The 19,652-nt window shown below is 39.6% G+C and carries 17 protein-coding genes; 5 read left to right on the forward strand and 12 right to left on the reverse strand.

Going from position 1 to position 19,652, the window contains the following annotated elements; translation table 11 throughout:
- Window positions 1–5 precede the first annotated feature (5 nt).
- The 4 genes from AB5170_RS10435 to AB5170_RS10450 form a co-directional block, all read right to left on the reverse strand.
- Entirely contained in the window at window positions 6–383 is a 378-nt protein-coding gene (locus AB5170_RS10435) for a helix-turn-helix domain-containing protein (protein WP_227209930.1), read from the reverse strand.
- The gene (locus tag AB5170_RS10440; protein WP_368361706.1) at window positions 271–2,088 is read right to left on the reverse strand and encodes an ATPase; all 1,818 of its coding nucleotides are present in this window, start codon (window positions 2,086–2,088) and stop codon (window positions 271–273) included. The genes AB5170_RS10435 and AB5170_RS10440 overlap by 113 nt, the downstream gene beginning before the upstream one ends.
- Window positions 2,089–2,101: 13 nt before the next feature.
- A complete protein-coding gene (locus tag AB5170_RS10445) occupies window positions 2,102–2,887 on the reverse strand; it encodes a hypothetical protein (RefSeq protein ID WP_025580525.1) in 786 nt (261 codons plus the stop codon).
- A 99-nt stretch (window positions 2,888–2,986) separates the two neighbouring features.
- Window positions 2,987–3,625 carry a single-stranded DNA-binding protein gene (locus AB5170_RS10450; protein WP_015526835.1) on the reverse strand — a complete coding sequence of 213 codons (639 nt, stop codon included), beginning with the start codon at window positions 3,623–3,625 and terminating at the stop codon, window positions 2,987–2,989.
- Window positions 3,626–4,015: 390 nt separating this feature from the next.
- Here AB5170_RS10450 and AB5170_RS10455 point away from each other — a divergent pair, with 390 nt between their 5' ends.
- Window positions 4,016–4,255, forward strand: coding sequence for a hypothetical protein (locus AB5170_RS10455; RefSeq protein ID WP_025580526.1), 240 nt, complete (start codon window positions 4,016–4,018; stop codon window positions 4,253–4,255).
- Window positions 4,256–4,629: 374 nt separating this feature from the next.
- On the opposite strand, the gene AB5170_RS10460 is transcribed toward AB5170_RS10455, so the two are convergent.
- The gene (locus AB5170_RS10460; RefSeq protein ID WP_025580528.1) at window positions 4,630–5,304 is read right to left on the reverse strand and encodes a response regulator transcription factor; all 675 of its coding nucleotides are present in this window, start codon (window positions 5,302–5,304) and stop codon (window positions 4,630–4,632) included.
- 221 nt (window positions 5,305–5,525) lie between these two features.
- Between AB5170_RS10460 and AB5170_RS10465 the strand changes: the two genes are divergently transcribed.
- The 4 genes from AB5170_RS10465 to AB5170_RS10480 are packed head-to-tail and all read left to right on the forward strand — an operon-like array spanning window position 5,526 to window position 8,512.
- Window positions 5,526–6,455 (forward strand): ABC transporter ATP-binding protein, encoded by a 930-nt coding sequence (locus tag AB5170_RS10465; RefSeq protein ID WP_227295515.1) that lies wholly within the window; start codon window positions 5,526–5,528, stop codon window positions 6,453–6,455.
- Window positions 6,442–7,251 (forward strand): ABC transporter permease subunit, encoded by an 810-nt coding sequence (locus AB5170_RS10470; protein ID WP_059085285.1) that lies wholly within the window; start codon window positions 6,442–6,444, stop codon window positions 7,249–7,251. Before AB5170_RS10465 ends, AB5170_RS10470 begins: the two co-directional genes overlap by 14 nt.
- A 3-nt stretch (window positions 7,252–7,254) precedes the next feature.
- Window positions 7,255–7,617 (forward strand): ATP-binding cassette domain-containing protein, encoded by a 363-nt coding sequence (locus AB5170_RS10475; protein ID WP_368361707.1) that lies wholly within the window; start codon window positions 7,255–7,257, stop codon window positions 7,615–7,617.
- 13 nt (window positions 7,618–7,630) lie between these two features.
- Window positions 7,631–8,512 (forward strand): sensor histidine kinase KdpD, encoded by an 882-nt coding sequence (locus AB5170_RS10480; protein ID WP_227190351.1) that lies wholly within the window; start codon window positions 7,631–7,633, stop codon window positions 8,510–8,512.
- Window positions 8,513–8,789: 277 nt separating this feature from the next.
- Here the strand turns inward: AB5170_RS10480 and AB5170_RS10485 are convergent, their stop codons facing one another.
- From AB5170_RS10485 to AB5170_RS10515, 7 genes are all read right to left on the reverse strand, one after another.
- Complete coding sequence (locus AB5170_RS10485; protein WP_368361708.1) at window positions 8,790–9,230, reverse strand: hypothetical protein; 441 nt, start codon at window positions 9,228–9,230, stop codon at window positions 8,790–8,792.
- Window positions 9,231–9,243: 13 nt separating this feature from the next.
- A complete protein-coding gene (locus AB5170_RS10490; protein ID WP_004223695.1) occupies window positions 9,244–9,930 on the reverse strand; it encodes a hypothetical protein in 687 nt (228 codons plus the stop codon).
- A gap of 13 nt (window positions 9,931–9,943) precedes the next feature.
- A complete protein-coding gene (locus AB5170_RS10495) occupies window positions 9,944–10,513 on the reverse strand; it encodes a sigma-70 family RNA polymerase sigma factor (protein ID WP_054337558.1) in 570 nt (189 codons plus the stop codon).
- 14 nt (window positions 10,514–10,527) lie between these two features.
- Complete coding sequence (locus AB5170_RS10500; RefSeq protein WP_368361709.1) at window positions 10,528–10,938, reverse strand: zinc-finger-containing protein; 411 nt, start codon at window positions 10,936–10,938, stop codon at window positions 10,528–10,530.
- Between the two features lie 869 nt (window positions 10,939–11,807).
- Window positions 11,808–15,791: a VaFE repeat-containing surface-anchored protein gene (locus AB5170_RS10505; protein WP_368361710.1), complete on the reverse strand. Its 3,984-nt coding sequence runs from the start codon at window positions 15,789–15,791 to the stop codon at window positions 11,808–11,810.
- 54 nt (window positions 15,792–15,845) lie between these two features.
- On the reverse strand, window positions 15,846–19,025 hold the full coding sequence (locus tag AB5170_RS10510) for an ATP-binding protein (RefSeq protein WP_119242926.1): 3,180 nt from the start codon (window positions 19,023–19,025) through the stop codon (window positions 15,846–15,848).
- On the reverse strand, window positions 19,022–19,645 hold the full coding sequence (locus AB5170_RS10515; RefSeq protein WP_161209547.1) for a DUF5038 domain-containing protein: 624 nt from the start codon (window positions 19,643–19,645) through the stop codon (window positions 19,022–19,024). Before AB5170_RS10515 ends, AB5170_RS10510 begins: the two co-directional genes overlap by 4 nt.
- Window positions 19,646–19,652 lie beyond the last annotated feature (7 nt).

Here is a 19,652-nt window from a genome sequence, read left to right on the forward strand (position 1 = left end):
TTTCTTCACCTTTCTTTCTTTTTCATATTTTGGGTTAGGAGATCTTCCATTGTACAGCCGTAATACTGGGCTAACCGAAAGACGGCGTAAGCAGATGGAAGCGTATGCCCATTTTCATAGTTCATAATTGTTTTTTCGGGTAGATGCAGAAGTCTTGCTACGGCTTTCTGAGAGAGTTTCGTCTGCTTGGATTTTCTTAAATAAACGAGATTTTCTGCCAGAGTTTTGCGTAGTTCGGCTTCGGTATAAAAGGTGTTCTTCAATAGTGTGTTATGATGCAAGAACTGTATCCAAGCAAGAACCTTCAATTTCGATACGGCTTTCAGAATCGGCAGTGACGGAAGATAAAATGGTATAATGAGCAGCTTCCTGTATATCGCCACATACCATAAAAGACTGAACCCAGGCAATTAATTCCCGGACTCCACAGCAGCCATCTGTTATCAGGTTATCCTGACAATACTGTGCGATGGAACGTACAATCTGTGTCATGGTACGTACTGATTTTTTATCGGAACATCCGGTAATAGCAAGAACACGCTCTACCATGGTCTCTTCATCCGGTTCATCCATATCTATGACCATATTCATCCTTGAAATGACAGACTGGTTCATGGGACGACAGCCGGCATAGTCATGATTAGTTGTGACTACAATGGTAGTATCCGGATGCCGATGGATGACTTCCCCGTTTGGCAGAAATACACTGTTACAACGGTCCAACAGGGAATTAAGCCCTACCAGTACACCAGGATTGGCAATCACCGTAGGCTCCTGTATTTCTACCAGATAGCCGTTTCGGATGGCTTCAACCAGTGGTGTATCCACATAGCGGAACTGTTGGCTGCTGGAGGTAGCAGTTTGTTTCTGCTTCATTGCCTCAGATATATGATGGATCAATTCTTCATAAACTGTATTTTCTGATACTTTTTCATCATAAGTACCCGTTAATTTTTCATAGGCAGTAGCCGGATCGAGGGTAATGTCTTGAAAAGAGGGCAGTTCCCCTACCAAAGAAAGCTGTTTTTCATCTACATCAGGTAAAATCTGTCCAAGAAGGTCAAAAATTTCTGTATTTGCCGAGCAGGTGATGCATCGGTAAGGCAGGTGAAGTCCTGCAGCGATGGCTTTGGCACCTTCGGTCTTTCCCGTTCCAGCAGGCCCACGGAGCATAAAATTCCGCATAGGCTGCTTGCTGTCAGTTGTTAATTTGGCATGTTCGCATATTCTTTGGATTTCTTTTGGGATTACATACCAATCTTCGAGAATAGGAACGGTTGATTCTTCTTGGGGAGTTAATGTCCGAGAATTGGACAGGATGTATTTATCGACAAAATCTTCTTTGGGAATTGAAACGGTGGAAGCAGTATAGTGATGTCCACCTTTTAATACCTGAAAGGAACCCTGGATAATCTCCGTTGGTGCATAAACACCTTTTTGGATGTTCAGTGGTGTAAGTCTTTGGATCACGCCATTTGCAGGGGTATCAATTTTGATATTCCCGATAGGAAGGGAATCGCCATAACGGATCCTGCGGTACACGTTATCACAAAGGAGTGCAGCCGTTTCTGCAGCTTTGGGTAGGTCAGGAAAACCGTCATCACGGTGTTGCTTTAATTCCTGATATTTTTCATTGAATTCGTCATCTGAAAGGAAAGTAGGCATTAAAGCAAAATAAAGAGCACTTCCGGAATCATCATCTTTTTTAAACTGATATGGCTCTGGTTTACTGTCCAGATCCAAAGGTTTTTCATACTTTCCAGCTATAAATTTCCCAGTCATACGGTTGTAGACCACTACATGCAGCAACCCAGTACGGCTTGGATATTCTGCGATTGTAAAATTGTTTGCCTGGCTTCCAATGGCTCCGAGTTCTTCCTCTGCTTTTCCAGCAGGTGGATTTTCCAAATCCATATAAGAAAAAACTGCCTGCAAAGTAGCAGAATGGAGAGTAGCCCGTTTTTTAGGCTGATTACAGTATTTGGAAGCGATGTCTTTCATCACTGCACTTTTCCCGGAATAGCTGTCAAATGGAAATGGTAGCGTTCTTTCAAAAGTCCAGTTAGGGACAAAGTTTGTATTTGGCATAGTATTTCCTCCTTTATTCTTTTATCCAGGATAATTCTAGTGCCTGGTCCTTTTCTTTTGCGGTCAATTCATCTTTTTGGAAGATGGAAATGAGAATATCCCAATAGTTTCGTGGCGGGAAATAATCAAAACAATCCTTGATTTCCGCTGTATCACCATTTTGGATGTAAATTTGCCCGTTTTCATTAATATAGAGTTTATGGTGTCCTTTCGCATGGAGCTGTCCGATAAGGTTCTCCAGTTTTTTCTTGCCAATTAAGGAATACCAGGATTCCGGATCAGCAAAAGGAACATCGTCCTCATCGGTAACTGTGACAGTCTTTTTGAGGCTGGCAATGGTCAGCATTTGAAGTTCCAGATATCCGTATTGGTTCATACGTGCTTCCGCAAAGTTGTAGTCCTCCGTATGAAAGGTTCTCAGACGTATGGGATTTCCGCAAAGGAGCTGCTTCATGGATGGCGACTTCTGGAATTCCCATGTTGCATTTGGAAATGCAGCCTGTAGTTTGTCGGTAATCTGATAGCTGATTTGTCTCCAAAGCAATTCTTCTGTTTCGGAAACTGGCTCAGATGATTTCAAAGAAGACCAAGGGCTTGTTTTGCCCTGGTTCTTGAGTAGGTTTAGAGTCAGTTTATGGATTTTGGGAAGAAGTGTGGAAAGAAATAGCAGCAGGATGCCAAGGATTCCGATACTTGCGACTGCATTACGATTTCCATTTCCTGGTATGAATATAGTTGCAATTAACAAAATTATTGTGAGCATACTTAGAACTTTAAGAAATTTCTTTTGTGTATTCACTTCATTTCCTCCATGTTTGTCTCAATAGAAAAAGGAATTGCAGCAGACCAGTAGATACTGGAAAGTCGCAATTCCTTCATTTTAGGGTTCTTTGATAATTTACGGGAATGGAAGTTGCTGTGGTGGTGTATTTTCCGGAATATTGGTAAATCCATCACCTGACACATTGCCAGCCGTAAATCCCTGTGGTGCATAAGCCGATCCCCCTGCAGGAGCATAAGACATCTGTTGGGCGGCCTGTGGCATCATATTGTTATTGACTGGCATTGCGCCAGTAGGCACGGTACCGGAAGGATTCATTCCCGGGTTTCCATTATAAGTAGCACCGTTTGCTGGTACTGGTGGAACATTTGGATTTCCGACCATTGGATTCCCCGGTACAGGTGTTGCTGCATTGGTATCATTACGATTCGCAGGTAAGAACTGCCAGTCCTTTACCATAATTTGCGGCGTGATAGCTGCTTGACCTGCATTATTGCCTTTCTGGTGAATATACGGATGGAGTTCTAAATCTCCGTAGACCATGAGACACGTTGATTTTTTGACACCGGCTTTTATCAGTCGATCTGCAAGAAACTTGTTGCAGTAACACTGATAGAAGATGGGTTCTTCCTTTCCGCTTTGACCTCTCTGGTTGGTAGCAAGCCCCAGACTGATGTATTCAGTTCCGGAATTCTTTGCTTGTTGCATAACCGGATCGGCAGTTACCCTTCCTGTTACAATGATAATAGATGACATAAAAATTCTCCTTTCTGCCCTTTGGGCGATAAAATAGTGATAAATAAAAAAAGTGCCATTATAGCACCGTATAAAACGGCATTATAATGACACGATTTTCCAACTTAAACTGCATGTGTACTGGAGATAGTATCCAGACACCCTATAAAGGGATAACACAAAACTTAAATACAATATCATAGTAACACAAGATATAGCGAAGGTCAATGATAAAATACCATATATAGTATTTTGCGATTCGAAATAATAATTTTTGTGTCAAAATGCTTGGAAGTGTAGTATTTTATGAGGATAATCCCAAATAGATATAAAATTTTCATAAAACACTACTACCTTTTCAGAGTAGATAAAATGTGGTAGAATGAGGAAAAATTATTAGGAGGATGCATTATGGCAAGACGAAAAAAACTGGAAAACACATCTTTGGAAGAGCAACTGGAGTATGTGGAACAGGAGATTCGTACAAAAGAGTCCGATTTAAAGGAACTGCGTCATAAAGCAAAAGAGATTCAAAAAGAGATAGAAGAGAAGCAGAAAGATGAGCTGTTTAAGGCTTTGGTAGCATCTGGGAAAACCATTGATGAGGTTATGAGATTTATAAAGGCAACAGGAGAAGATAAAATCGAATAAAAAAAATGAAAGATGCCGTTGTGGGGGAGTGAATCTGCAACGGTGTTTTTTATGGTCAGCTGAAATACAAATGATTTTCATAGACCACAATCACCGTTACCTTGGAAAGGAATATGTAGTGGTTCGAAGTTGTGTCTTTGCATTTGTAATTCGTAGATTTAATATATACTGCGTGGAAGTTAAGCCATTGTAGTGTCTAAAACTACGGATAACTCAGATGGTGCTTGGACGTATGTGATAGTTAATGAAGTGTTTGTGCCTGAAAAAATTGTTGAGGGTATACCTAGTTGTTTGAAAGTATGAAAAAAGTGAATAGGGTAAAAAATACCGTTACAGATTAATCTTTGTAATGGTATTTTTTGCGTGAATTTATTCTAACGGTGTAATTTATAACCTATTCCCCATACAGTATCGATATAAGGGGCTTGGTTTCCTATATGCTCTAGTTTTTTTCTTAGTTTGCTTATATGGACATTGAGAGTATTATCATCTGAAATATAATCTTTTCCCCAAATAAGTTGATATAAAGATTCCTTTGTAAAAGTCTGTTTTGGATGTTTGATTAGTAGCTGTAAGAGGTTATATTCGGTAGTAGTCAGAGTAAGCTCTGTGTTATTTACAAGTACTTTGTGATCATCCACATTTATGCGAATATCTTTAAAGGAATATTCCGTTTGGGGACTTTCGCTGCAACGGCGCAAAACACTTTCTATTCGTGCGAGAACTTCTTCATGATAAAAAGGTTTAGTTATATAATCATCTGCACCGGATCGGAGAAGGTTTATACGAATCTCAGGCTGATTTTTGGCAGATATAACAATAACTGGAATAGAATTGTTGTGTTTTTTTAGGTGAAATAGTATTTTTTCACCAGGCAAATCGGGAAGCATCAAATCTAATAACATTAAATCATATTTTTTAGAGGAAAGAGCTTCAATTGCTTCTATCCCATTGTGATATGCTGAAACATTGTAATGGTTTCTTTTTAATAATTCTGTAAGAATAAAGCAAATTTCTTTATCATCTTCTACTAATAATATATCAATCATAATAAACTCCTTTGGTAATAGGTATGGTAAAAATACTAACATGATTTGTAATTTCATACAAGTTACTGTTTTAAATAATTTGAAGGTTTCATAGGCGAGTGGGAAAATATAAAGATAAATTTATAATTTTATGGAAATTTAAGAACTGATTTAAGAGAAATGTTAGAATTAGACATTATCATTATCATTATAGGATTTAAGAAACGAGGGAAGTGATTAGAATGAAAGAACCCGAAAAAATATTGGAAGCAAAAGATATTTGTAAAGCATACGGAAACAATATGGTACTTAATCAGGTAAATCTTACGATAAAAGCGGGCGAGATATATGGACTGGTTGGAGAAAATGGTGCAGGAAAAAGTAGCCTGATGAAAGTTATTACAGGACTAACAAAGCCGACTTCAGGTGAGATAAGTTTATTTGGTAAAAAAAATCTTGAAGATGAAAGAAATAAGATAGGATGTTTAATTGAAAATCCAGCTTTGTATATGGACATGACAGCACGCCAAAATTTGGAAATCCAGCGTACTCAACGAGGAATTCCAGGAAAAAGTAGTATTGATGAAGTTCTGGAAATAATGGATTTAAAGGACGCTGGAAATAAAAGAGTGAAGGCTTTTTCTTTAGGGATGAAACAGCGATTAGGAATTGCAATTGCATTGCTTGGTCGCCCACAGTTGCTAATTTTAGATGAACCAATAAATGGCTTAGATCCAACCAAAATTAAATATGTGCGAGAAGTCTTAAAGAATATGAATGAAGAAGATGGTACAACGATACTTATATCCAGTCATATTTTGCCAGAGTTACATCAACTTGCAACTGTATATGGATTTATACATCATGGAAAAATGTTACAACAGATTACAGATAAAGAATTAGATGAGAAATGTCGTCGTCATGTTCATATCGAAGTAGACAATGTGGAAAAGGCTAGTTGTATTTTAGATGAGAGGTATCCAGAAAGTCAAATAAAAGTTTATTTAAGAAATGTGATTAAGGTATTTGGTTATAATAAAAATATTTCTGATATAACAAAAGAATTAGTATATGGAGGAGTTGGTGTAGAAAAAATAGGATATGAAGGAGAAGACTTAGAAGAGTATTACACAAATCTATTATCGGAGGTGAAATCGAATGAGACAGCTTAAAGCAGAGTACTATAAAATGAAATATTCGCGAGCCTCGAAGTGGGTTTTAGTATTTATGGCATTTATTTTTTTTATACCGTTCGTTGTGGGAAATGATACATTGTTTATGACTTTTGGTGATTATAGAAATATAGATAGCATTGGTTGGATTTGCTACATAGACGACATGAATAATGTAAAAGCTGCAGAAATCGCAAGATTTGCATTATCAATTAATTTTTTTTCTTGGATTGGATTAATTGTCTATATTACGACAATGGTATCTGCAGAATTTCATCAAGGAACAATAAGAGCTTCTGTCGTATATGGGATAAATCGAACCAAATTATTTTTAAGTAAATTACTGGTGATAAATGTTCACTTTTTTATTCTCTATTATATTGTGGAAACTGCATTAGGCTTAGGATTAGCATGGAAGTATGGTTTTCATTATAAAGGTGAGGAATTTTTGATTTTTATCGGAATGGTTACCTTAAATATGATAGCTATGATTGGAATGGAAGCTGTGGCGGTTTTGATTACGGTTTTAGTAAAGAATACAGGAATTGTGGCAGCTTTATCATGTGTATATTTCTTTGCAGGTGCGATTACTTATCCTATGGTATATGAGGATTTTCAAAATCAATCAGTGCTTCTTAAAGCATTTTGTGTTATGAACCCGACCACTTATATGTATAATATTTGTGGATATCGGATGACAAATGGGATTGTTGTTGGAACTATTATGTATGGTATGGGTGCGTGCCTGGTGGGGATAGTTTTAATGCATTTTGCATTGAAACGTCAAGAACTTTAATTTGTGTTTCAAGTAGATACAATATATAATAATATTGCTTTATATCGAAAGCTTGATGTAAAATGTATACAGAGAGCCGTTGATTGCTTTGGTGATAGTATTTTGAAAAGAGATAATTGGGATTTGCAAATTAATGAAAAGTCAAGTAATATTTCCGGTGGAGAAAAGCAAAAAATTGCAATTATTCGCCAAGTAGTGCAAGACGGTCAGGTAATGATTTTTGATGAGCCTACCTCAGCTATGGATGAGAGTGGAAAAAAACAATTTTTACAGTTGATCGATCAAATTAAAAATCATAAAATAATTATTATTGTTTCACATGATAATGCAATCTTGAATACATGTGATGAGATTCTAATATTATAAGGAGATATGAAGTTTGCTAGTTGTCTTTTTAATAACAGGAGTGTTTATATTATTAGGCATATTATACATTTTTCATCTGAAGAGGGAAATTAGAAGAATTATAGAATGGATAGAACATAATGAGCATATCTACTCGGTCAATGTATTTGATAAAGATATTGAGAACCTTGCACTTAGTATCAACAAGCGAATTAAAGAAGATGAACGAAAAGAACATCAGCTAAAAAAACAGGATAAAAATTTTAAAAAGATGGTAGCAAATTTATCACACGATTTACGTACTCCATTAACTGTTATTATTGGTTACTTGCAGTTAATTAGATTAGAAAAAAATGTGAATGAACCTGTTAATAGCTATATAGAACATATTGAAAAAAAGGCGGATTATTTAAAAAAATTAGTAGACGATTTATATTTATTGTTTTGGAGTGAAGCAATAGAGAGCGAAGTTGATATGAAATCAGTCAATATTACAGAGGTAGTCACTTCTTTGTTAAAGGAATATATTCAAAATTCAAAACGTGCCTCAGAACAATTAGATATTAGACTGCCACATGGAAACATTTGGATACTTGCTCAAGAGAAAATATTAATTAGAATTTTATGTAATTTAATAGATAATGCTTTAAAGTATAGTACTGGTGATATAATGTTTTACATGTGGGGAGAATCCGAGTATTGTCATATACAAATAAGCAATCCTTCTGATTATATTAGTGATGAAGAATTAAAATCTATATTTGATTTGTTTTACACAAAAGATGAAGCAAGGATAAAAAGCAGTGGTATCGGATTGTATGCTACTAGAAAGCTAGTAATACAAATAAGTGGTGATATTCAAGTGAATTATGAAGCGGGAATTTTCACTGTCAGTATAAAGTTGCCCTTAATATGAAAAAATTGGTCACAGTAGAAAAATAAAAGATATTGTTACTGCATTTTGAAACCCTGAAAGTGAAAGCACTGTCCATTTTTTGAAGAGTCTTCTGGAATACAATAGATTATTATTCCCTGCGATTGCTGTTATGCTGTCATCCTTGAGACAGAATACGTGGTAGTTCGGAGTGGTTTTTGTCATTTCACTGGGACGGCAGAAGGAAAACTTATAAAGCATAATAGAAGTGGGTATGTGAAAGTGGCATATCCACTTCTATTGTATTTAGAGAAGAAATCTAAGAGTTCTTCGGGGAAACATCTTCATTTAGGGATAATTCCTCATACGCAAGTAAATCCGGAGTAACCTTTTCTTCACCCGAAAGGTTTGCTACATTCCGGAAATATAGGCGATAATAATGTCCAGATAAAAGGCGGATATTTTTATCGAATGTAAAGTGATATTCTTTCTGGTCAGTGGAACGGAAAATAATTTTCTGTTTCTTGGTAAGTGGGCTGACTTCATGTTTTGTACAGGTTCCAGTTAATTCGGTATAGTCATGCATCTTGATGGTATGTAGCAGACTCACAATTCGTATGGCAGTTCCAACACCGATGCAAAGACTCATAAGGAGAAATATCTGGTCGTCTGTTATAAATCCGTAAATACATCCAAATAGGACACAGAAAAAGCCGATTGCCCCATGGACAATCAGCTTATTAAGAAATGGTTTTGGCATAATTTGCTCCTTCCTATAATTTTTCAAATGCAATCTGTTTATTGAGGTACAAATTACTGATGGCTTCCAGTACAGGATAACCGGCATGGGTGAATTGGATATCCTGTGCCAGGGTACGGAATGTTGCATCCGAGGTTTCATAGAGCTGCGTCAAAAGTTGCTCTGTATTTTGTGGATGGATGCCCTGTTCTACACAGGTTACAAGCTCTGCCGTAGAAATCTGTACTTTTTTTGCTATTTGGAGTACCGTGTCCTCTATAGCAGTCCGTGCCGGCTTTTTTAGATAATGGATCAGTTCCTTTGTGTGCAGTTTTTTCTTCATGCAGAGATAGATGCAGGTAAAAAGCCGTACTGAAAAACTGTCCTGCAATGGGCTGATATAAAGTTCTCCTAAGAGGCGGTACAGGGCATCCACACCAGTTAAACCATCCCCTTTTACAACCAGTCCTCGAAGCAGCAGCCGATTCAGGTAAGGTTCAATGGGGATATTTTCCGAACGGTGATGTTTTTTCAAGCGTTCGGAAAAAGCAGACTGCAATTCATGGATCTGTCGGATTTGAAATGCGAGGCTGCTCCACAGAAAGAATTCTTCTTCTGTCAGTCCGTATTCCTGCCGGTTATTGATAACAGTCGGTGTTTTATGTTCCTTTATGGAATCCTGGAATCGTAGGATTCCGACTGCAGTATAAAGTGTCAGCATAATCGTTCTCCCTTCAAGATAAAAGAGTATATAATTTGGTATCCTGCTGTAAGTATTTCCGGGCTTTGCTTTGCCATGCCCGGACATGATTCATTGGGACACCATAATGTTTGGAAATTTCTTGGTTGGTATATCCTTTTTGCTGCAGGAGCAGGGCATGTATTCCTTTTCTTAGTGTATTGCAGCTTCTCGCTTCTAAGGACTGCAGGTGCTTATAAATGGGTTCCTGGTTCATACATTGTTCCTGCCACAGTTCTGTTTTTTGGTCTACAAGCAGGGGTTCCATGTCAAATTCGGAAGATGCATACATGGAACAGGTGTATTTTCGTTCTTTTTGCAGTTTTCTCCAATAACTGTAAATGGCATTTCGTATGGCAACTCTGGCGTAAACTGCAAAGGGACGGGTGTTGTCATAGTTCATGGCGGCTTTGCATAAAGCTAAGTTTCCGGCTTGCAGAAGGTCTTGCTGCTCATCGTATGAGACATAAGCACAACGAGTAGTCAATTTTTTTACCATTTCAGGTACCAAATATAAGTACTCCTCTGTCAATCGGCGTTCATCATCTGTCATCGGGATGATCATACATATCCCCCCTTTCAACCAATGGCCCTGAGAGGGATATGGTTATTCTCCAGAATCTTCATGGATTCCAGAATTAGTTGATCACACATATAAGTGCTAAATTCTCCGATGTGTGCTTCCTTGGCAGTCAGACAGAATTTATCAGCAATCCAGCGGTAAGCCTCCGATTTCGTAAAGATGTGGTTTAGCCATATCTGGTCAAACACCCGGTGTGCTTGGATCCTTTTTTGCCGAAGCTCTTTGTTTGCCAGTTTTCCTTTGGCATTGGTAGTGCCAGAATGAACTCCTACATAAGAATTACACTGTGGGAAGTGACTGCACACATAGAGTTTTCCATCTTTCGCTTTATTTCCATATACATAGGACGCATCCCTTAAAATTGCGATGCTGCCGCAGTATGGGCAGCGGATTTGTTTCTGTTTCATAAAGATTCACCTCGCTTACGTGTTTTATACGTATATTGTAAGAAAGCAGGTGATGAATTCCCATAGGATGGGCATAGAAACTACTCCCAGATTCGGACTAAATGGCACAAAATGGCAGAAAATCTAAGAATAGAACAGTGCCTTGATAAGCGGAAAGAAACCGCTGTCTGCAAAACGTGAGTAATTTACTGGTGTAAAGATGAACCCTGCACAGAAAATCCGGATGACATAAACAGAAATCAGAGCTATACATAGCCGATACAGATTTCTGGTGCGTCTGCTCCAGGGCTTTCTCGGACGAAACTTCAGGTACAGGATTAAAAGTGCAGGAATAAAAATTAAGTTCGTAAATATTGTATCGATTCCTTGAATCATAGCAGTGAAATTCAACATAAAATCGCCTCCTTTCTTATCCTGTACGCAGAAAGTACCAAAAGTGCAACCTTTTACCAGTAATAATGGGATGCTTCCTGATGCCGCAGTAAAGCAAAACAAGGACATGGCTTATCGGTCAATGCTTCTTTTGCAAAGTAGAGTCCATATAAGGACTGAAACTGTTCCAGTGTTATGGCGGACAGGCATTCCGTTGGTTCCGGTATGCGGGAGAAGAGCATACGGGCATCTGCCATGGGCAGGATACAAGGACTGCCGTTTTCATCTGGATGATATAAGAAGTGTGGGCCATTACAATAACCTGGGGTTTTACAGGAAACGCAGCGAACATAAATACAGGAATGCCAATTTCCATCACAAATATCTAAAAAATGCCGGATGTGCTTGGCATCGGCATTACAACGAGATTGTTCCATATTCATCACCTTTATAGCAGGCAGCCGTAAGAAGCTGCCTGTGAGCATATTTATTGATAGTTACTTATCTTTTTTTCGCTTACGGATATATAAAATACCAAATCCGGCAGCAAAGAGGAGTGCGGCACCTGCCAGTAAAAGATAAGGAAGAATGGTTGTTTCATCTCCAGTCTTGACTGGTTTGGAAGGTTCCGGTGTGTCTTTTGGAACTTCCGTAAGTTTTATCGTCTGTCCTTTATCGTCCAGATCCTCATGGGAAGCAATTTCAAGTGCTGTTTCTCCTTCAAGGGAAAAAAGTTTTTCAAAAACGACTACATCATGACCAGCCAATGTGCTTCCATCAAAAGTGAAGATGACTTCGACAGAACCATTGGAATCCTTTGGTGTAAATTCTGTTTCTGACGTGACAGGTTTTCCATCAATCAGAACTTCCTTTTGGGTTGTTTTGTCCATCAGTGTGCCGACCAGTTTGTATGGAGTATCCGGAATCAGATTTTGGTAGGATACGGTGTCAATGATGGTTACTTCTTTCGTAGCAACGGCTTCCTGATCCCCATCCGCTTTGTCCTTCGCAGTGGTTCCAATTCCTGGGAAGTAGATAGACTGTTCATGGTCTTCTATATCGGCGTGAACAGCAATCTCTTTTTCCTGATACGTTAAAGACTCAAAGACAACAATTGTTTTGCCGGACAGGATGCTGCCATCAAATGTAAAGGTAAGTTCAATACTGCCAGAGGCATCTTCAGGAGTAAAGGTCGTAGTGGCAGTAATCGGTTTACCATCTGCCTGAAGAGGTTCTTTTGTCTCTTTGTCCATCAAGGTACCGGTAAGTGCATACTCTTTTCCTGGAATTAGGTTACTATATTTAACCGTATCAACAATAGTAATCTCTTTATCGGTTTTGGCAAAATGATCTCCGTCTGCTTTGTCTTTTGCAGTGGTAGCAATTTCCGGGAAGTAGATGGTCTGCCCATTATCTTCAAGATCAGCGTGTGTTGCAAATTCTTTGCCGTCATAAGTAGCAGATTCAAAAACAACTACGGTTTTTCCGGCAAGGGAAGTCCCATCAAAAGAAAAAATCACATCTACCGTTCCAGAGGATTCTTTAGGAGTAAATGTGGTTTCGGCAGTAACCTCTTTCTTATCTATTTCGACAGGTTTTCCGGTTTCTTTATCCATAAGGGTTCCAGTCATAACATATTCTTCGCCGGGCAGAAGATTTTTGTAAGCTACCGTATCTACAAGGGTAACTTCTTTATCTGCCTGGGAAAGATTCATATCTGTTTCCTTATCTTTTGCAGTGGTCCCGATTTCTGGGAAATAGATAGTCTGATCCTGATCTGTAATGTCCGCATGAACAGCCAGTTTTAAATCCTCCTGGTACAGTTCTTCAAATACTACGATTGTTTTGCCCTTCAGAGAAGAGGCATTGAACGTAAAGGTCACTTTTGCAGAACCAGAAGATTTTTTTGATTTGAAGGTGGTTTCTGCTGTGACAGGTTTTCCATCTATTTCAATTGGCTTTCCGGATTCCTGATCCATCAGTGTGCCGATGAGCTTATAAGACTGTCCCTTCTTTAAGCCTTCGTATTCTACGGTATCAACCAGAGTGATTTTTTCTTCTGGTTTGGCAAAGTGGGAGTTGCTGTCTTTGTCAAGGGCAGTAGTTCCAATGGTAATCTGATCATCCGTTAAAGTTCCCATATCCACGACTACGTGATTTTTATATACAGAGACCTCAATTTTTAAGAGGTTCATACCTTCATTGGAATCGCAGCGTTGTTCTTCCAAAATATAGGTATCATAAATCAGGGCTCCTTTGGTATCATCAGGTTTAGAAGAGCCAAACCAGATTCCGTCTTCAGAAGTTTCCCCACGATTGGTATTTGTAGTGTGCTTATTCCATTCTGAGGAGGTACTGGCATAGCCATTTTTGTCTGTTACAATGGTATGACTTTCTCCTGTAGTTTTGGAGGTAATGGAAAATGGGACATTTGCCAGCCGGTTTAAATCTCCGTCAGATACCTTTACGAATTCTAAATCGCCACGGATTACCTGATTGGAAATCGCTGTTTCTTTTGCAGTTAAATCCAAAATTTTCCCATTTTCTGTGATATGAAACTCCTGAGAGAGTTTTCCCTCGTTCAAATAACCTTCCGGTGCTTTTGTCTCATCACCCCGGTAATGTCCATAAGGGAGAGTATCTTTTTTTGTGGAAGCAAGCCCTTTTTCATCTGTCTTCAAAGTGAGAACTACTTGATCTTTTTCGTAAAGGGTTCCATCCACAAGAACAGGATTTGGACCAAGATTGGTGATTGTAAATTCTGCATCCTTTAAAGAAGCATTTCCCTGTGGTTTGGCTTCTCCCGTTTCCAGATCCCGTTTTTGGATTTTGACACCGCCACGGATAATCTGGTTAGAAACAGAAGTCTCTTCTGTTGTTAAATCTACGATTTCTCCATTTTGGGTGATGTCAAATTCAAGAGCCTTTGCACCATCGGTTAGGTATCCGGAAGGCGCTTTGGTTTCTTCAATCCGGTAATGTCCAAGGGGCAGGGCATCAGCGGCACTTGCAGCAATACCATGTGCATCCGATTTAATTGTAAGTACTGCCTGACCATTTTCATAGAGCTTTCCACCTACCCATACCGGCTGTTTGTTCAAAGTGGTAATGGTAAATTCGGCATCTGCAAGCGATGCGGTTCCTTGTGCTTGTGTTCCCTGAGTTTCCAGATCCCGCTTCTGAATTTTGACGCCGCCTCGGAAGACCTGTTCTTCGACAGAAGAAGCGTTATAAATAGAGATAGTTTCTTCCGTACCGGTACTGGTGATTTGCTGCACGAAAACAGATTCGTTTGGAAGATAGCCGGCAGGTGCTTTGGTTTCCTGTACGGTTACTGTACCCAGTGGGAAGCAGACGGTCTTTCCATCACTGGCATAGAAAAATTCATCCCCGGATACCAAATAATCTTTTGTAAAATGGATTTCTCCAGAGGCATCTGTTTTCAATATCCAGGTGCGAACCGGTTTCTTACCATTTGCTCCGGGATCGGTAGCTGACTGCTCTGTATAGAATTTTATTGTAAATTCGGCATTGGCGAGAGAGCCGGTTCCCTGTGCAGAATTTTGCTGTGTGTCAGCATCCAGCTTTTTAAGGAGCAGTTTTACGGGATTATTTTGAGGAATATCCTTTACTTTTACGGTAGATGTTCCTTCTGCTTTTACCGTAACATTATGGGCGGAAGGATCTATAGCAAATCCTTCTGGGGCACTGATTTCTTTAACGGTGTAACTTCCTTCTGCCAGTTCTTTGGATTTTGCATATCCTTTTTTATCGGTAACAAGAGTTTCTACCAGTTCTTCCCCTTTGTAGATTCCGTATTTGGCTCCTTCTAAAGAGTAATTGCCATTTTTATCGGAAATATCGGTATTGGCAGAGGATTTCTGCAGTTCGATAAAGCCGTTTGGAACCTGATACCAGCTTCCTGCAAAAGTTTGGGAAGCATTGCCAGGAACGATAAAAGCACGGAAGGATTCTGGTGGGGCAGGAAGCCCTTCAATGGCGTTGGCAACTTCCAATGCTTTGTCAATATAATTTTGAGGTGCACCATGAAAAGCACCGGTGTCCCCATTATTTCCTGCATGGATATAGGAAACGACCAGATGACCAATGACATAAGAATTGTCATCGGACCATCCTTGGAAATATTGATCTTTTATTACCTTTTCATAACCATATCCACCGTTTAAGTAGTAAAGAGCTTTTCTGAGTGGGGAATTTTTTCCCAAAAGGTTATAAGGATACTTTCCGGAAGCCGGTGTTTTCTTTAATGGTTCAACGCAATAAGCCGTGTTATTGCCATCAAAGCTCATGCGGGAAGTATAATAGTCCCCGTATGGAATTTTGGCTCCTGCCTTATAATCAATGGTTCCATCTGCAGCATAAGCGGTATGGGCATTGAAAAAGAGTGTGCTAAGAAACATCGTGACACAAAGAAAAAGGGCGGTTAGCCGGATATGAGGTTGTTTTGCTGGTTTTAACATAAATCTCCTCCTTTGTTAAAAAGAAAAGCAGCCACATTCGGGCTGCAGGTAACATTAACCGACTTTTTTATCCTGGCGTTTCAAGATTTCCAGGAGTTCCTGTCGGTCTGTGGTAATTAATTCTTTTTCCAGGTTGGAAGCTTTAAATTCCACAGTGATATTATTGTTGTTTGTTGAAATCAGTCCGTTTCCACGTTGGAAATGGGTGATATTCATAACTTCGGTTTCGGAAAGACGAAGAATGGTTTTTACACGTTGTGCCTCTTCATCTTCCATGTTAAGGATAATTTTGGTTTTACAGTTATTGATAATGCCTTTTCCATATTTTCCGTCATCAAGAGCAAAAAAGTCATTGAGGTCCTGGGTTGCAAAAATACCGGCACCAGAGTATGCCCGGATGATCTTGGCAATCTCCAAAACGAATTCAGCGGCCAGGCGGTTACTGGAGGCACCGATGAGCTGCCATACTTCATCTACAAAAATGGCTTTTTCTTCGGTACGATTTTCTTTGGCTTTATCCCATACATAGTCCAGAGCAACAAACATCCCTACCGTTAAGAGATCACTGGAGCCAGTCAGCTCTGAAATGTCCAAAACGGTATATTTATTGGTCAGATCTACATTGGTCTGCTGGTTAAAAGAGGAAGCAGAGCCATGGACAAGACGGTTCAGGATGTGAGCCAGCCGTTTGGTATCTTCGGTTTCCATCAAAACATCATATACATCTCCAAGAATTGGCATCGCTTTATAATGCTCCGGGTGTTTGGGATCAATGAGGGATTCATTCTTATGGGTGATTCCCTTTCTTGCATAGGTTTTAATCAGTGCTTCGTCCAAAAGCTGTTTTTCCTCATGGCTCATATCTGGAATGAGCAGAGAAAAGAAAACGTGCAGACGCTGAATCTTACTGGCTAAGGCAGATGCGTCTAAAGTTGGACCGTCCAGCAGCTCATTGACAGAGTTATCTACTTTTCGGATCTCCATGACATTGATGCAGTTTTGGCTGGCAGGAGAAATCTGGATAAAGGTTCCTCCTACATTTCTGGCAGCCCGATAAAACTCATGACCTTTTAACGGTGCGATGATAAATACCTGGATTCCTTTACGCCGCATACGAAGTGCCATAGTCTGCATGGTAAAGGTTTTTCCGGATCCAGAAGTGCCAAGAATCGCAATATTGGAGTTTTTATATTGTTTGGAGTCAAAAATATCAGCAATCACTAAAGAGTTGTTATGCTTATTTACTCCAAATAGGATGCCGTTGTCATCGCAAATGCTGTAGCTGACGAAAGGATAGCAACTGGCAGCTCCGGTGGTTAAGACATTTCGTTTTGAGAGTTCATAGAGCTTCTTATCCAGGTTTACAAGAGGAAGGGAAGATAAAAATCCCTGTTCTTGCAGGAAGTAACAAGACCGCAGATCCATATCCTGTGAGATGAGAAGTTTTTTCATCTCCTGAATCCGCCATTGCAGTTCTTCCAGATCACCTGCCGTAATTGTAATCAAAAGATTCATGTAATAGAAATCTTCATTATTAGCAAGTCCCTGTTTGAGGAAATAGCCGGAACGGATGGCAGAATCCAGATCATCAAAATCCGCATTGGTATCAGAGGCATCTTTGATCTTTGAACGGTTGATCCGGATTTGCTGTCCAAGACGTTGCTGGATCTTATCTTTGGGCTGTTTATGCAGAAAAAAGTCAATGTCAATTCCTTCGCCAGCATTGATAAGCAGGGACAGCCAACCTGGCATTACTTTTGCTTTGTAACCATCGCACGGCACCAGCAGGTAAGAATGGTAGATGCCATTTACCAGCACATAGTTGCTGTGCTTAAAGTCCAAAGACTCTGGTGCAATGAATTCATTGATATGGATGTTATCCACTTCCTGCTCACGGCCAGATTCCATATAGCGGGTAAGTACCTGGTTAATCCGTTTTGGCAAAGGTGTTTCGGTACATTTGGTACGGTTCAGTAAAGTGTAGAGTACATCGGTTGTAAACTCATCTTCATTGTCATGAACCAGCACATCGTTGCCGCATTGATATAGAAAGGTTTTAGCGGTCTGTGCCGCAGTCTCCAAAGCCGCCAGGATTTCCTTTTCCTCCACCTTCCGATTCACATTGAAAGGTTCGTATTCAAAGATAAGGAAAAAACGTCTGGAAACCGCTTCTCTGGAACTTAACTGCCGGACAAATTGGATATAGTCTTTTTGTAACTGCCGGCAGTTGGGATCCGATTCCCGTTCCATTTCCAGACGGGATTGCTCCAGATGTTTGTTGATATCTGCTTTTTTGGAGATCATCTTAATTTGTAACTTCACAGGGCTGATTTTTAAGTAGGAGATGAAGCTGAAGATGATCCCCTGTTGTTCCCGGGCACTGCGTAAGAGGAAATTGATCGGTTCAATCTCCAGGATTTTTACATAACGATGGTCTGTCGTGTAGATAACACCATTGGCAATCTTATCAATAGGAAGATAATCTTCCAAGGTGATTTCTTTTCGCTTTTTCTTTTTGCTTTTCCCGGAAGCAGAAGGCTGGTTGGAGGCTTTATTCGCAGTTCTTTCTTTTTTTCGTTCCTCCGAAAGTTGCTGCTTTATCTGTTGTTTTTCAAGTTTTGCCTGCCTTTTCGCACTTTTACGTGCAGCGGTTTGTTCTTTTTTTAATTGTCGGGACTCAAATTTAAGAATCCGGATGTCTTCACGAGCCTGTTTGCGTATTCCACGTTTTGTAGAAGTGTCAAACTGCCGGCGTTCTTTTTTTTTAATAGCAGAGGATTCTTTTGTCTCCTCTTCGGAAGACATCTGTGAGCAGTTCTCTTCAGAAGAAGATTTTGCAGGTTGTTTTGGATGCCGTTTGCGTTTCTTGGTTTTTGGTTCTTTGTTGCGGGGCTTTTTTATCCGGTACTTTTTTTTCGGCTCCGGATGTACATCCATACGGTAAATAACCCGGCGGTTTTTCAGAAAACGCAAAGCGTTCATTAAGAACGCAGTAATGCTTTCCCCACCAATTCCAATTAAAGAAATCATAGCTGCAGGCAGAGCAGTCATACAGAGAATAATAATCCTGACAGTCAGTGTCAGAGGCAGATTGATAACAGGAATGGTGATCAGGATTGCCAGGACACCGCCTTCGATGGCATTACGGATTTTAAACATTCCGCCCATAAAGGTCCCTTTTTCTATAAAATTGCGTGGGATGAAGACAGGATGTTGTTCTTCAGTATTGTTCATGGCTGCACCTCCTTTGGTTCTTCCATGGAAGGAGTTTCCGGAACTTCTGTGACAGGGGCAGCTTTTTCCGAATTCACGGAGGTATCGTCATAACCGCCTTCTTGCAACTGTTCAATTTCCTCTGTTGTGATAGAAGGAAGTTTGTCATCTGTCGGACGTTCATAGATGATTTCTTTTCCAGAATCCGGGGTACGTTCCTCACCGAAAAAGAATCTTCCAGTAGAGGAAGTGTAGTACACAGGAAGAACGGACTTATCCGGAAGCTGGAACAAAAAATTAATATCAGAAGCATTGGGATAGGTAGTATCATCAGCAAGGAAACGGATGGAAGTTAGAGACATCTGTTTTACGTTTTTAAGATAGGAGGTCAGTTCTTCCTGAAAAAGTTTCACCTGTTCCTTGGAGAAAAAGTCTTCCAAAGCTTCAAAATCCTGAAAGCTTATGGATTCGTTATTTTCTGCTTGTTCTGTCTCGGCATTTTCATTATTATCGTGTTGAGTATTTTCTGTCTCGGATTTTTTGTTTCCTTTTTGGGATTTCCAGATGGAGGGAAAAACAAATCCGATGATAATTAAAAAGGCCATCATAAAGATAGCCAGAATTGCTTTTTTTCTGTTCATAAGTGTC

The sequence above is a fragment of the Ruminococcus sp. RTP21484sp1_RTP21281st1_A8_RTP21281_210402 genome (assembly GCF_040914025.1).
Taxonomy (GTDB): Bacteria; Bacillota; Clostridia; order Lachnospirales; family Lachnospiraceae; genus Blautia_A; species Blautia_A faecis.

Bases quoted from the DNA above. Each gene is read 5' to 3' on its own strand.
- AB5170_RS10485 (WP_368361708.1), bottom strand. From the start codon at position 9,230: ATGCCAAAACCATTTCTTAATAAGCTGATTGTCCATGGGGCAATCGGC.
- AB5170_RS10470 (WP_059085285.1), top strand. From the start codon at position 6,442: ATGAGACAGCTTAAAGCAGAGTACTATAAAATGAAATATTCGCGAGCC.
- AB5170_RS10465 (WP_227295515.1), top strand. From the start codon at position 5,526: ATGAAAGAACCCGAAAAAATATTGGAAGCAAAAGATATTTGTAAAGCA.
- AB5170_RS10505 (WP_368361710.1), bottom strand. From the start codon at position 15,791: ATGTTAAAACCAGCAAAACAACCTCATATCCGGCTAACCGCCCTTTTT.
- AB5170_RS10500 (WP_368361709.1), bottom strand. From the start codon at position 10,938: ATGAAACAGAAACAAATCCGCTGCCCATACTGCGGCAGCATCGCAATT.
- AB5170_RS10490 (WP_004223695.1), bottom strand. From the start codon at position 9,930: ATGCTGACACTTTATACTGCAGTCGGAATCCTACGATTCCAGGATTCC.
- AB5170_RS10455 (WP_025580526.1), top strand. From the start codon at position 4,016: ATGGCAAGACGAAAAAAACTGGAAAACACATCTTTGGAAGAGCAACTG.
- AB5170_RS10495 (WP_054337558.1), bottom strand. From the start codon at position 10,513: ATGATCATCCCGATGACAGATGATGAACGCCGATTGACAGAGGAGTAC.
- AB5170_RS10515 (WP_161209547.1), bottom strand. From the start codon at position 19,645: ATGAACAGAAAAAAAGCAATTCTGGCTATCTTTATGATGGCCTTTTTA.
- AB5170_RS10510 (WP_119242926.1), bottom strand. From the start codon at position 19,025: ATGAACAATACTGAAGAACAACATCCTGTCTTCATCCCACGCAATTTT.
- AB5170_RS10440 (WP_368361706.1), bottom strand. From the start codon at position 2,088: ATGCCAAATACAAACTTTGTCCCTAACTGGACTTTTGAAAGAACGCTA.
- AB5170_RS10450 (WP_015526835.1), bottom strand. From the start codon at position 3,625: ATGTCATCTATTATCATTGTAACAGGAAGGGTAACTGCCGATCCGGTT.
- AB5170_RS10460 (WP_025580528.1), bottom strand. From the start codon at position 5,304: ATGATTGATATATTATTAGTAGAAGATGATAAAGAAATTTGCTTTATT.